The organism is Promicromonospora xylanilytica, assembly GCF_054782895.1.
The window spans coordinates 205,519-218,852 of record NZ_BAAGRP010000001.1; the positions used below are offsets into that span (position 1 = coordinate 205,519).

Annotated in this window: 10 protein-coding genes; 3 read left to right on the forward strand and 7 right to left on the reverse strand. The window is 71.8% G+C overall.

Going from position 1 to position 13,334, the window contains the following annotated elements; translation table 11 throughout:
• Nucleotides 1-207: 207 nt before the first annotated feature.
• Nucleotides 208-1,611, reverse strand: coding sequence for a glycoside hydrolase family 6 protein (locus tag ACYVK7_RS00920; RefSeq protein ID WP_460885791.1), 1,404 nt, complete (start codon nucleotides 1,609-1,611; stop codon nucleotides 208-210).
• 140 nt (nucleotides 1,612-1,751) lie between these two features.
• Nucleotides 1,752-3,041 (reverse strand): LacI family DNA-binding transcriptional regulator, encoded by a 1,290-nt coding sequence (locus ACYVK7_RS00925; protein ID WP_460885792.1) that lies wholly within the window; start codon nucleotides 3,039-3,041, stop codon nucleotides 1,752-1,754.
• Here ACYVK7_RS00925 and ACYVK7_RS00930 point away from each other — a divergent pair.
• Entirely contained in the window at nucleotides 2,928-5,180 is a 2,253-nt protein-coding gene (locus ACYVK7_RS00930; RefSeq protein WP_460885793.1) for a substrate-binding domain-containing protein, read from the forward strand. The genes ACYVK7_RS00925 and ACYVK7_RS00930 overlap by 114 nt on opposite strands.
• A gap of 21 nt (nucleotides 5,181-5,201) precedes the next feature.
• Here the strand turns inward: ACYVK7_RS00930 and purD are convergent, their stop codons facing one another.
• The 3 genes from purD to ACYVK7_RS00945 form a co-directional block, all read right to left on the reverse strand.
• Nucleotides 5,202-6,491, reverse strand: coding sequence for a phosphoribosylamine--glycine ligase (gene purD, locus ACYVK7_RS00935; RefSeq protein ID WP_460885794.1), 1,290 nt, complete (start codon nucleotides 6,489-6,491; stop codon nucleotides 5,202-5,204).
• Nucleotides 6,492-6,524: 33 nt separating this feature from the next.
• Nucleotides 6,525-7,817 (reverse strand): adenylosuccinate synthase, encoded by a 1,293-nt coding sequence (locus ACYVK7_RS00940; RefSeq protein WP_460885795.1) that lies wholly within the window; start codon nucleotides 7,815-7,817, stop codon nucleotides 6,525-6,527.
• Between the two features lie 75 nt (nucleotides 7,818-7,892).
• Nucleotides 7,893-8,336, reverse strand: coding sequence for a DUF3151 domain-containing protein (locus tag ACYVK7_RS00945; protein WP_460885796.1), 444 nt, complete (start codon nucleotides 8,334-8,336; stop codon nucleotides 7,893-7,895).
• A 131-nt stretch (nucleotides 8,337-8,467) separates the two neighbouring features.
• On the opposite strand from ACYVK7_RS00945, the gene ACYVK7_RS00950 reads away from it, so the two are divergent.
• Entirely contained in the window at nucleotides 8,468-8,872 is a 405-nt protein-coding gene (locus ACYVK7_RS00950; RefSeq protein ID WP_460885797.1) for an STAS domain-containing protein, read from the forward strand.
• Nucleotides 8,873-8,969: 97 nt separating this feature from the next.
• Here the strand turns inward: ACYVK7_RS00950 and ACYVK7_RS00955 are convergent, their stop codons facing one another.
• The gene (locus ACYVK7_RS00955) at nucleotides 8,970-11,261 is read right to left on the reverse strand and encodes an ATP-binding SpoIIE family protein phosphatase (RefSeq protein ID WP_460885798.1); all 2,292 of its coding nucleotides are present in this window, start codon (nucleotides 11,259-11,261) and stop codon (nucleotides 8,970-8,972) included.
• Nucleotides 11,262-11,600: 339 nt separating this feature from the next.
• On the opposite strand from ACYVK7_RS00955, the gene ACYVK7_RS00960 reads away from it, so the two are divergent.
• Nucleotides 11,601-12,059 carry an STAS domain-containing protein gene (locus ACYVK7_RS00960; protein WP_460885799.1) on the forward strand — a complete coding sequence of 153 codons (459 nt, stop codon included), beginning with the start codon at nucleotides 11,601-11,603 and terminating at the stop codon, nucleotides 12,057-12,059.
• A 103-nt stretch (nucleotides 12,060-12,162) separates the two neighbouring features.
• Here the strand turns inward: ACYVK7_RS00960 and fbaA are convergent, their stop codons facing one another.
• Nucleotides 12,163-13,182, reverse strand: coding sequence for a class II fructose-bisphosphate aldolase (fbaA, locus tag ACYVK7_RS00965; protein ID WP_460885800.1), 1,020 nt, complete (start codon nucleotides 13,180-13,182; stop codon nucleotides 12,163-12,165).
• Nucleotides 13,183-13,334 lie beyond the last annotated feature (152 nt).

Here is a 13,334-nt window from a genome sequence, read left to right on the forward strand (position 1 = left end):
CCCCGGACCGAGGGCTGGTCGCCACCCGGCCGCCGCCGAACCGCAGGTTCCACGTCGACACGGGGGCCGAACCGCAAGACACACGCCGACCAGTGGCCCGATCGACGTGTGTCTTGCGGCTCGGCGCGGAGCTACCAAACAACTTGCGGCTCGACCGCGGCCGGGCGACCGAGACCTGCGGTTCGGTGCCCGGCCGGCGTCCCACCGCTAGCTGATCGCCGGGTGCGCGTTCGCCACGAGCATCTCGAACTGGGCCTGGAACCAGTGGCCCGAGAGCGGTGCGCCCGAGAGCGCCCCCGTGTAGTTCCCGCCCAGCTCGCTGGACTGGTAGGTCGGGTCGCACATGCGGTCGAGGCGCTTGCCCTCGTCGTTCGGGATCTCGACCGACGAGCCGTCCGACTCGCCCGGCGGCTTGACCCACACGTAGGCGTCGAGGTGCGATTCCGGGTGTCCCGACGGCGTCACGGTCGGCCGCTCGCCGATGCCTGCGCCCTCGGGGTTGCACCAGGCGCCGCGGTGGTTGCGGCGGTCCACCCGGGACTCGTTCACGTATGTGTTCAGGTCGGTGGACGTGCTCACCGCCGTGGGGCGGTCGGGGCCGCCCCAGCCGTTGCGCGACGTGTCGATGAGCATGCCGATGCTCGACGGCGCACCCTGCGCGACCATCAGGTCGTAGAGGTGCGCCGTCCAGTCGATCTCGTCGAAGTCGGGGTTCCACTCGAACCAGCCGGCCGACTTCACCTGGCCGCTGCCGACCTGGAGGTCGGGGTTGGTCAGGAACGGCTCCTCCAGCGGCGTGGTGTTCGCCGTGTTGGTGACGAAGCCGGACACGGCGGACCATCCGTAGGTGCCGCCCTCGACGACCTGTGCGAACTCCCGCGCGGAGCCGCTGGAGTTGTCGGGCCAGCCGAGCCAGCCCGCGTGGGCGGCGTCGATGTAGGAGTACACGTTGCCGACCTCGTACAGCTCGGACAGCGCGTACTGGACACCCTCGCGGTAGTAGGGAGCCGCGGCGACGCAGTCGGCGTCGGACTGGTTGGTGACCAGGTTGGGCAGGGAGTCCGGCTCGATCGTGGCGACGATCCGGAGGTTCTCGTACTCGGGCTGGTCGAGCAGGGCCGCGATCGGGTCGATGTACTCGGTCTTGTACCGCTCCATCCCCTCCGGGGTGGCCGGGAGCTCGCCGTTCGACGCGAGCGCGTGGCAGTCGCGGCCCGGCAGGTCGTAGATGACCACGTTGAACACCAGGGGAGAACCGCCGGCCTGGGCCACGGCCTGGTCGAGGTGCCATTCCAGGCCGTGCTGCCGTTCGGTGCCCTCGATGGCGGCGATGCGGTCCATCCAGACGGACGTCGGCTCGTCGGCGACGGCCAGCATGTCCGCGGCGAGGTCCGGGTCGCTCACCTCTGCGGCGGCCGCCTCGACGGACGCCGACCAGTCGGGGTTGACGTACTGCCCGGCCCCGACGAACGGGTTGTCCTCGAGCGCGGCGGCGGGCGCACTCGTGGCGACCAGCGCGGGGGCCGCGAGGAGGGCACCCGCTGCTGCTGCCGCCAGAGCGCGTGACCTGCGTGGGGACGTGCCGCGTGAGCGGCGTTGTGCTGTGGACACGGTGACCTCCGTTGGTCGTGCCGAGCGCGTGCCGCTCCCGGGTCGGACCGGTCACGCCATGCGCACCGCGGCGGCTCGTTCCGCCGTGGCATGTCGCACCTTTGCCCACCGTTGAGCCCCAGCAGAACCTTGTTAATCGATTAGCCGGCGGGCGGCGCCGTCGACCCGCGCACCACGAGCCGCCCCACGGGCACGGCGCCCGAAGGCGGCGGTGCGCCCTCCGTCGGGTCCACTCCCACCGCGCGGCGGGACGTCGCGGTGCCGAGCACCGAGCGCAGCGCCCGTCCGGTCGCCCGGCCGAGCTCCTCGACGGGGTAGGGCACAGCGGTGAGCGAAGGCGTCGTGAGGTAGCAGGCCGGCGAGTCCGTCCCCGCCACGATCGAGAGGTCCCACGGCACGCCGAGGCCGAGCCGCCGGGCGACGTCGAGCACCAGGCCGGCCGTCGCGTCGTCGTCGGTCACGATCGCGGTGGGGCGGTCGGCCGCCGAGAGCAACGGCCGCAGCGCCGCCGAGGCACGCTCGGGGCCGTCGCCGGCGACGGTACGCAGCTCGATGCCGTACCGCACGAGCGCCGCCTCCAGCGCAGCCGCCCGGCGGACCGGCGCGACCAGGTGCTCCGAGCCGGCGACCATCGCGATCCGCCGGTGTCCCAGGCCGGCGAGGAAGGCGCCGACCTGCGCGAACGCGTCGCCGTCGTCCAGCACGACGTGCTGCCAGGTCGCGGGCGCGGCGCCGTCGACGGCGGCCCCCACCACCACCGTGGGCGCCGGGACGGTCCGCAGCGCCGCGAGACGCGCGTCGTCGACCCGCACGCCCGTGATGACGAAGGCCGCGTACCGGCGTTCGGTCCACCAGCGGTCCATGAGCCGCGCCGCGTCGGCGGGCGACCCGGCGACGTGCACGGCGAGGGTGAGCGTGTCCGGGCCGAGCGTCTGCAGGGCGCCGGCCACGAGGTCGAGCGGGAACGCCGCACGCGTGCCGAACGGCTGGTCGTGCACCACCACCAGCGCGGCGGCCGCCGGACCGCTGCGAAGCGAGCGGGCGGCGGTCGCGGGTCGCCAGCCCAGCTCGTCCGCCACCCGGAGCACCCGCTCACGGGTCGTCGCGGAGACTCCCCTGCGGCCGTTCAGCGTGTACGAGACCACCGCGGTGGACACGCCTGCCGCCCTGGCAACGTCAACAATCGTGGGCCGCCGCGCATGCGCGGGAAATTCGGACAGTTCGGGATCGTTCGGTCGCGACGTGGGGACCATAACCACGTAGCATGCACCCTCGGGTGAATTTTGCACAGCGTCAACGAAGACGGGTGTATTTGCATGCTGAGTGGAAAGCGCAGGTATGTCATCGGGGTGCTGTCCCCGGTGGTCGGGGGCTACTACTTCGGGCGGGTGCTCGCCGGGATCGCGCGCACCGTCCGGCCGGACGGGCATCGCGTGGTCGCGGTGCAGACCTACCCGGCGGACCTGGAACGCGACCAGTTCCCGGACCGCCCACCGGGCACGGCGGCCGTCAGCCTCGGCCAGCTCGACGGTGTCATCGTCATCACCACGGCGGTGAACGAGGCCACGCTGCTGCAGATCGAGCACGACGGCACCCCGGTGGTGCTCGTCAGCCAGCGCACGACCAGCATCGACGCCCCCGTGGTGACGCCGGACAACACCGGCGGCACCCGCGCCGCCGTCGAGCACCTCATCGCGCACGGACACCGGGAGATCGGGTTCCTCGGCAACCTGCGGCAGGCGGACATCGTGGAACGCCACGAGGCGTACCTCGCCACGCTCGTCGCGCACGGCATCACACCGCGTCCCGAATGGCTCTACCGCACCGCGGACAACCAGGAGGCGAGCGCCGCCACCGTGGCGCAGGCCCTCGTCGGCGGCCCCGGTCTGCCGACGACAGCGACCGTCGCCGCGACGGACCGCAACGCGATCGGGTTCTCCCGCGCGCTGCGCGCCCAGGGCCTCTCCCTCCCCGGCGACCAGGCGCTCGTCGGGTTCGACCACTCGGAGGCGGGCGCCCGGCTGCGCCCGCGGCTCGCCTCGGTGGACCCGCACCACGACCAGGTCGGCGAGCTCGCCGTCTCCCTGCTGCTCGCCCGCATCCGCGGTGAACGGGTGGCGGGGCAGCACCTGTCGCGCTCGACGCTCGTCACGCGCGAGTCCTGCGGCTGCCTCGACGCACGCGCCGGCACCCTCCTCGCCGGCGCGCCGGCGCCGGAGGGCTCGACGGCGTGGCTGCGTCTCGGCGAGGTGGCCCGTGCGACGTTCGACGGCGCCGAGGCACGGCTCGGGCCAGGAGCCGACCTCGACTCCTGGCTGCGGGGCGTGCAGCGGCTCTTCCGGAGCGCGGCGGCGCTCGGCCAGGCGCCCACCCAGGCCACGCTCACCAGCCTCGCCGAGAGCACGCGGGCGCTGCGGCCCCACCCGGAGGCGCTGGAACACCTCATCCCCGCGCTGCGGGCGGTCGAGGACGAGTTCCGGGAACAGGTCCGCAAGGGTCAGGTGCCGGCGGTACCCGGTGAGCGGCCGAACCCGCCCAGCCGCGCCGCACGCGCCAGGGCGGTCACCCACACGGCCACCGACGTGCTCGTCGCCCTCAGCGCCGGCTGCACGCAGACCCTGCTCGCCCGGTCCGGACAGCTCGAACGCACCATCACCGACCAGTACGAGCTCGACCTCGACCTGCTGCACGGCGACGGCCGGGCGATCCGCGCGCTCACCTGGCTCCCCCGCGCGCACCGCGGCCCCGCCACGCTCGCCCTGTGGACCGACACGGAGGACACCCCCGTGCCGGGCGCCGTGGCCGGACGCGGGCCGGGGCCGGCGGACGGAGCCCGGACGCTCGAGATCGTCGGCACCACGGCGGTGTCCCGCAAGGCGACCGCCCTGGTGGGCACCCAGATGCCGGTGAACAAGTTCCCGCCACCGGCCCTGGCCGGCGAGGGTGTGGTGTTCGTGGTGCCCGTGACGTTCGGCCAGAGCGACTGGGGCATGCTCGCGATCGGCGGCGGCGTGGACACGCACGCCACGAGCTCCCGCGACAAGTACGACCACTGGGCGGCCATGGTCGCCGTCGCCCTCGACCGGGAGGACCGCCTCACCTCGCTGCAGCGGCAGCAGGCCGCGCTCGCGGAGGCGGCTGACCGGGAACGCGCCCTCGTGCTCGACCTGCGTACCGAGGTGGAACGCAGCGCGCTGGTCCAGGACGTGGCCCTCGAGGGCACCTGGGACTGGGACATCGCCACCGGCCAGGTCTTCTACTCGCGCACCTGGCGGGCCCTGGTCGGTCTGCCCGACGACGCCCCGTGCACCGGCATCGAGGAGTGGACCGAACGGGTCCACCCGCAGGACGTGCGAACCGTGCAGACGGCGATCGCCCGCCAGCTCGCCGGGGCCGCCGAGCCGCTCGACCTGGAGCACCGCCTGCTGGCCGCCGACGGACGCGAGATGTGGGTGCGCTGCCGCGCCACCACCGTGACCGACGACGCCGGGATCCGCGCCCGCATGATCGGCGTGCTCATGGACGTCACCGGTATGCCGGCGCGGGAACGCCGGGGCGTGGCGCGGTGAGGCGAGGCTGGTGAGGCGGGGCTACGGGACGGTGACCTCGCCGCGCTCCGCCTTCAGCGCGATGTCCGTGCGGTGCTGCGAGCCCTTTAGCGCGATCTTCGCGACACCCTCGTAGGCCCGACGCCGCGCGTCCGCCAGGTCGCCGCCCAGCGCAACGACGGACAGCACGCGACCGCCGGCGCTGACCAGGTCACCGGAGTCCGAGCGGCCGGTGCCGGCGTGCAGCACGTGCACGCCGTGGAGCGCCTCGGCGTCCTCGATGCCGGTGATCGGGTCACCGGAACGCGCCAGCTCCGGATAGCCCTCGGACGCGACGACGACGGTCACGGAGGCGTCGGGGCGCCAGCGCAGCGGCTCCAGCTCGGCGAGCCGGCCGCGGGCAGCCGCGAGCATGACCTCCGACAGCGGCGTGACGAGCCGGGCGAGCACCGACTGCGTCTCCGGGTCACCGAAGCGCGCGTTGAACTCCACCACGCGGGTGCCCCGGCTCGTCAGCGCGAGACCGACGTACAGGACCCCGGAGAACGGCGTGCCCCGGCGCGCCATCTCCTCGACCGTGGGCTGGGCGACACGGCTCACCACCTCGTCCACGAGCCCGGAGGGTGCCCAGTCCAGCGGGCTGTAGGCGCCCATGCCACCGGTGTTCGGCCCCTCGTCGCCGTCGCCGACGCGCTTGAAGTCCTGGGCCGGGACCAGCGGCACCACCGTCGCGCCGTCGGACACGCAGAAGAGCGAGACCTCCGGGCCGTCGAGGTACTCCTCGACCACGACGCGGCCGTTCTCGTGGGACAGGCAGGACTCGCCGTGGGCGAGGGCCGCCTCGCGGTCCTCCGTGACGACCACGCCCTTGCCTGCCGCCAGGCCGTCGTCCTTGACCACGTACGGGGCGCCGAAGGCGTCGAGCGCGGCGGCGAGCTCCGTCGCGTCGGTGCACACGTGCGCCATGGCGGTCGGCACGCCCGCCGCGGCCATGACCTCCTTGGCGAACGACTTGGAGCCCTCGATCTGGGCCGCCTCGCCCGACGGTCCGAAGACCGGTATGCCCGCCGCCCGGACCGAGTCGGCCACCCCGGCCACCAGCGGTGCCTCTGGTCCGACGACGACCAGCTCCGCGCCGACCTGCTCGGCCAGCGCCGCTACCGCCGTCCCGTCCAGGGGGTCGACCTTGTGCAGCGTGGCCAGCCCGGCGATGCCAGGGTTACCCGGCGCCGCGTGGAGCTCGTGGGCCGCCGCCCCGGACTCGGTCTCCCGGTGGAGGGAGTGGATGATGGCGTGCTCGCGGGCACCGGTACCGATGACAAGGATCTTCACTGTGGCAGAGGGCTCTCTTGGATGGGTATGGACTCAGCGCTGGTGGATGAGGTCGTGGACGGGGATGATCTCGTCGCGCTTGGGACCCACGCCGATCGCGGAGATCCGGGTGCCCGACATCTCTTCCAGTGCCTTGACGTAGGCCTGGGCGTTCGGCGGCAGGTCCCCGAAGGTCCGGGCCTGGGAGATGTCCTCCCACCAGCCGTCGAACTCCTCGTAGATCGGCTTCGCGTGGTGGAACGCCGTCTGGTCGGTGGGCATCTCGTCGTAGCGGACGCCGTCGACGTCGTACGCCACGCAGACCGGCACCTTCTCCAGGCCGGTGAGCACGTCGAGCTTGGTGAGCACGATGTCGGTGAGCCCGTTGACGCGGGTCGCGTAGCGGGCGATCACGGCGTCGTACCAGCCGGTGCGGCGTGCGCGACCGGTGGTGACGCCGTACTCGCCGCCCGTCTTGCGCAGGAACTCGCCCTTGTCGTCGAACAGCTCCGTGGGGAACGGACCCTCGCCGACGCGCGTCGTGTACGCCTTGATGACGCCGATCACGGAGTCGATCCGGGTGGGCCCCACGCCGGAGCCGGTCACCGCGCCGCCCGCCGTCGCGCTGGACGACGTGACGAACGGGTAGGTGCCGTGGTCGATGTCGAGCATGGTCGCCTGGCCGGCCTCGAACAGGACGGTCTTGCCCGCCTGGATGGCCCGGTCCAGCTCGACCGCGGTGTCCGTGACCATCGGCCGCAGGCGCTCGGCGTACTGGAGCAGCTCGTCGAGCGTCTCGTCCACGGTGATGGCGCGCCGGTTGTAGACCTTCACCAGCAGGTGGTTCTTCTGGTCGAGCGAGCCCTCGATCTTGGCGCGCAGGATCTTCTCGTCGAACAGGTCCCACATACGGATGCCGACGCGGTTGATCTTGTCGGCGTACGCCGGGCCGATCCCCCGGCCCGTCGTGCCGATGCGGCGCTTGCCGAGGAACCGCTCCGTCACCTTGTCGATGGTGCGGTGGTACGGCGCGATGATGTGCGCGCTGCCCGAGACGAGCAGCCGCGACACGTCGACCCCGCGCTCGATCAGGGCGTCGAGCTCCTGGAACAGCACCTCGATGTCGACCACCACGCCGTTGGCGATGACCGGCACGACGCCCGGCGACAGGATCCCTGACGGCAGGAGGTGCAGGGCGTACTTCTCGTCGTCGATGACGACGGTGTGCCCCGCGTTGTTCCCCCCGTTGAACTTGACCACGTAATCGACGCGGGAGCCCAGGAGGTCCGTCGCCTTTCCCTTGCCCTCATCGCCCCACTGGGCCCCGACGAGCACGACGCCTGGCATGGATCTCCACCTTCTCGGATTGCTTGATTCGCTCCGCCAGGTGCGCACGATGGCGCCGACGGGCCGCGCCCGAGTCTACTTCGTGGTGAGCGTCAGGGCGTGTACCTCGTCCACCGACGTGCCCGAGTCCACCAGGAACGTCGCGCAACGCTCCGACTCGTCCTCCTCGCCGATGAGGTGCGCTGCCCGGGAGAGCGCGAGGAGCGCCCGGAGGAAGCCCTGGTTCGGCACGTGGTCCGCCGGGATCGGGCCCTGCCCGCGCCAACCGGACCGGCGCAGCGCGTCCAGGCCGCGGTGGTAGCCGGTGCGCGCGTACGCGTACGCCTCGACGTTGCCCGCGGCGCTGCCCGCCGCGAGCGCGCCCTCCGCGAGGACCGCCCAGACGAGGGACGACGCCGGCGCCGAAGCCGCCACGGCGACCGGATCGTCACCGCTGGTCAGACGCTCACGGGCCGCCGGGTAGTCGTCGGAGAGCAGGGTCGGCGCCGGGCCCTGCAGAAGGTTCTCGTGGGTGCTCATGCGCAAATTCTCACACCCTGGTGCCGGGAAGGGACAAAACAGCACGCACCGGATTGCCTCGGACGACTACCGGGGCGGTGAATTTTGCCTTTCATCCGGTGCGATCGGGCAACAGTCGTTACGCTCGACACATGATCGAGATCGCGACGTCTCCCACGACGACGACGCTCGTGATCGCCGGCGACCTCGACCTCGCCGAACGAGACCAGTTCCCGGAGATCGCGGCGCGCGTCGTCGGCCTGCGCAGGCAGCTGCTCGTCATCGACATGTGCCGGGTCACGTTCATGGACTCCACGGGAGCCGCGTTCCTCATCTCGCTGGCCGACGCCGGCCGCAAGCGCGGGGGCGCCACGGTGATCCGCGGGGCCGACGAGCGCGACCTGTTCGTGCTCGAGGTGTGCGGCGCGATGGAGCTCTTCCGCGTCGACGACGAGCACTCGTGCGAGCCCGCGGCACCCGACTCGGGGTTCGCGGTCATGTCGTCGCGGGAGGATGACGTCTCCCCGTTATCCCATCGCGACGCGTCCACCGCGTAAAACGTTATCCAGCCCCTTCGCCGAGGTAGTCATCTGGCGAGGTAGTCATCCAGGTCCCGCTGGGTGACTACCTCGCCAGATGACTACCTCGGCGGGGCTACTTGGGTGGGGTGGGTTGGCGGCGGAGCTTGGCCCAGACCAGCTTTCCGGAGCCCGACGGGCGCCAGCCCCACTCGGCCAGCCGGTCGACAATCTGCATGCCGAACCCGCCGAGGCGGTTCGGGTGCCCGTCGGTCGCCACGGGCGGGGCCGGGTTGTTGTCCTCGACCTCGATCCGCAGCCCGTCGCCCGTGTCGTACAGGCGCAGTGCGATGTGTCCCCAGCCGTGCAGCACGCCGTTGGCCACCAGCTCGGACACGACGAGCTCCGCCTGCGCGGACTCCTCGATGCCCCACGCCTGGCAGGTGCGCAGCACCGCGTGCCGCGCCCGGCCGATCGAGGACGGCTCGCTCGGCAGCATCCAGCGCCGCCACCGCGGCGACAGGGCGGTCTCCCCGGCGTCCCCGGTCGGGTCGGGGATGCGGACGACGACGATCGCGACGTCGTCCTCCGGCGCGTCGGCCAGACGGGAGAGCAGCTCCTCGCCCACTCCGGCGGCGTCGCGCGCCGTGATGGCGGAGGCCGTCTCCAGCAGCGCCTCCAGGCCCAGCCGCAGCGACCGGTCGCGCCGCTCGATCAGACCGTCCGTGTAGAACAGGAGCGTGTCGCCGGGCCGGAGGCGGGCCTCACCCGTGGTCCGCTCCCGCGACCCGAAGCCGACGAGCGCACCGCCGCCCTCGTCCAGCTTGATCACCTCGCCGGCGCGCAGGAGGAGGGGCGGCAGGTGGCCCGCACGGGAGTAGCCGATGGTCCAGACGTCCGGCTCCTCCTCGCGCTTCAGGGAGGCGTACACCATGCTCGCGGAGCGCGGGATGCCCATGCCCGCCACGAGCTGGTCCACGCGCTCGAGCACCCGGCTCGGCGTCGACAGCTCGAACGCGTACGAGCGCACCACGGACCGGAGCTGGCCCATGGTCGCGGCGGCCTCGACATCGTGGCCGACGACGTCGCCGATGACCAGGCCCACGAGGTCGGGCGAGATCTGCAGCACGTCGTACCAGTCGCCGCCCACCTGGGCGTGCTCCGCGTTCGGCGCGTAGTAGGTCCAGACGTCCAGCCCCGCGACGTCGGCCTGCTCGGGGAGCATGGCACGCTGCAGGGTCTCGGCGAGGCGGTGCTCCCGCGCGTACATGCGGGCGTTGTCGATGGCGCTGCCCGCGCGACGGGCCACCACCTCGACGACCGTGCGCAGCGTGTCGGGCTCGTCGGACTCGACGTAGCCGCCCGACTCGTCCTCGTCGGGGACGATCACGACAAGCCCGAGCACGTCCCGCCGCCCCGCGACGGGGTGCACGACGACCGACTCAGGTGCCTTGCCCAGCTCGTCGGCAAGGCGCAGGGTCAGGTCCCGCTGCAGCCAGCCCGACGCCGAGTGCGGCGCGTGCGGGATGTCGAGGTCCAGCGTCACGGGGCCGTCGAGCACGCCGTCGAGCACGTCCTGCACCGAGTCCACCACCTCGAGGATGGGCATGGGACCGGTCGTGACCGAGTCACCGAGCGCGTCGGTCTGCGGCCGCCGGCGCAGCGACTTGTCCGCGATGTTGTCGCCCTCGATGTACCGCGCGTGACGGCGCCCGCGACCGCTCGGCGGCGCCGCGACGTCGATGCCCGCCGCGTGCTTGAGCCCGTCGTCGTTCACGTAGAAGCCGGCCCAGCGCACCATCGACTGGAGCAGTTCCGCGATGTCGCGCAGCGCGTACGGGTACTCGAGGTCGGTCAGGATCTCGGTGGTCTGTGCGATGAGGTCGAGGTCCTCGCGCTGCTGGCGCTCGACCTCGAGGCTCGCGAGCTGGGCCGCGTGCCGCTCCATGTGCTCGGAGACGTCCACGCTGAACCCGACCCAGTGGGTGATGCGGTCGCCGTGCCCGGCGCGGGCGGGGGTGAGCGTGAGCTGGGCCCAGCCGTGCGTGCCGCGGCGCAGGTGGGACCGCACGGTCGCGTGCACCTCCTGGCCCGCGTTCACCAGCTCCGTCATGCGCTCGAGGTCCTGCGGCTCCACCAGCATCTCGCCGAGCCTGCGCACCGTGTACCCGGCGAAGTCGGTGAACCGCACGCCCGCGTACTGCTCGAACGCGCTGTTGGCCCACAGCATGGGCATGCCGTCCTCGGTGGGTCCGGTCAGGAAGACAGGGATGCCCACGTTCACGGCGGCACGGAGGACCACGTCACCGACCGACGGCGGCAGGGGGCGAGGAATGCCCGACCCCGGCGCGGGGCGGCGCGGGCCAGGGCCGTCGGGCGCGCGGTGAGCACCACGCGGCCCGCTGCTCGGCGGGATGCTCGGGGGCACGCTCGCGGCGACGGTGTGCGCCGGCGGGCCGGGTTCGAATCCGTTTCCGTTCGACGTACCGTTCGACGTTCCGTTCGCGGCCCTGTTCGTTCTACCGTTCGATGTCCCGTCCTGGGTCGGACCAAGGCCGAATATGGAGAGGCCGGGGTGCCGCGGCGGCGGAGAGGACGGTGTCAGACCGGACGAATCGGTCAAAATGCCCTCCCAACGGTATCTATTGCTCGAGGTGCTGTTCCGACAGGACATTCAACCGTAGATTGGGACGGTCCGAGATCTGAACCTCAACCTCTATCATCGGACCGACACAGCGCCACGACCACTGCTCCCGGAAGGAGAACCGTGCAGGACGGAACTTACGACCCCCCGCGCGGTCCGCAGGGCGGGAGCCCCCAGGACCCCGGCCATCAGACCCCCGAGATCGGCGATCCCGCGAGCATCCACGTCATCGTGGGCCGTTCGCGCGCCCGGATCGTGCTCTCCGGAGAGATCGACGCCGACATCGGCGGAGATCTGCACGAGGCAACGGCCGCGGCCGAGGAGTCACGTCTCCCGGTCGAGATCGACGCGCACCATGTGACTTTCATGGACTCGTCAGGCGTCGCGTTCCTCGCGCGCCTCGCGAGCCGCAGCCCGCACCGTGTACGGGTGCTCCGCGCACCCCCCACGGTGCGCTTTCTGCTCGAGGTGACCCGGATCGGTGACCTTCTCGACATCGTGGACGAGGACCCGGGCTTCGAGCTGGACGACGAGGGCCCGTCGGGCGGTGCCCCGACCCCCGCCGGCGTAGTGCCGAGGTAGTCCCCTGGCGAGGTAGTCAGTTGGCGAGGTAGTCACCCAGCGTGAACCGGGTGACTACCTCGCTGCACGACTACCTCGCCAGGTGACTACCTCGGCGAGGGGGTCACATCTTGTGGCCGGCCGAGCGCAGCTGCTCGCAGGCCTCGACGATGCGGGCGGCCATGCCTGCCTCCGCCGTCTTGCCCCAGGCGCGCGGGTCGTAGGCCTTCTTGTTGCCGACCTCGCCGTCCACCTTGAGCACACCGTCGTAGTTCTTGAAGAAGTGGCCCGCCACCGGACGCGAGAACGCGTACTGGGTGTCGGTGTCGATGTTCATCTTGATCACGCCGTTGTCGACCGCCGCGGCGATCTCCTCCGCCGTGGAGCCCGAGCCACCGTGGAAGACGAGGTCGAACGGCATCTCCTTGCCGATCTCCGCGCCGACGGCCTTCTGGATGTCCAGCAGGATCTCCGGGCGGAGCTTCACGGCACCGGGCTTGTACACGCCGTGCACGTTGCCGAAGGTCAGGGCCGTCAGGTAGCGGCCCTTCTCGCCGGCGCCGAGCGCCTTGATCGTGGCCAGGCCGTCCTCGGGCGTCGTGTACAGCTTGTCGTTGATCTCGGCGGTGTGGCCGTCCTCCTCGCCACCGACGACGCCGATCTCGATCTCGAGGATCGTGCGCGCCGCCTGCGACAGCTCGAGCATCTCGGCCGCGATCACGAGGTTCTCCTCGATCGGCACGGTGGAGCCGTCGAACATGTGCGACTGGAACGTCGGCAGGCCGCCGTTCTTGACCTGCTCGGCCTCGATCGCGAGCAGCGGCTTGACCCAGGAGTCGAGCTTGTCCGCGGTGCAGTGGTCCGTGTGGATGGCGATGTTGACGCCGTAGCCCTTGGCGACCTCGGTGGCGTACGCCGCCAGCGCGAGGGAGCCGGAGACCCGGTCCTTGACCGTCGAGCCCGACGCGTACTCGGCACCGCCGACGGAGACCTGGATGATCCCGTCCGACTCCGCCTCGGCAAAGCCCTGAAGCGCGGCGGTGATGGTCTGCGACGACGTGATGTTGACGGCGGGGTAGGCGAACTTGCCGGCCTTCGCCCGGTCGATCATCTCGGCGTAGACCTCAGGGGTTGCGATGGGCATCTGCGAAACTCCAAACGACTGGTGAGGTGGGCGGTCGCAGGAGTGTCCAAGGCCGCCCGGGTATGCACCTTCGATCTTGCCACGATCCACGGGCAGCTGTGTGCGGCCGTTCGACAGTCGAACGGCCGGATCACTGTCGTTCTCGTCGGCCC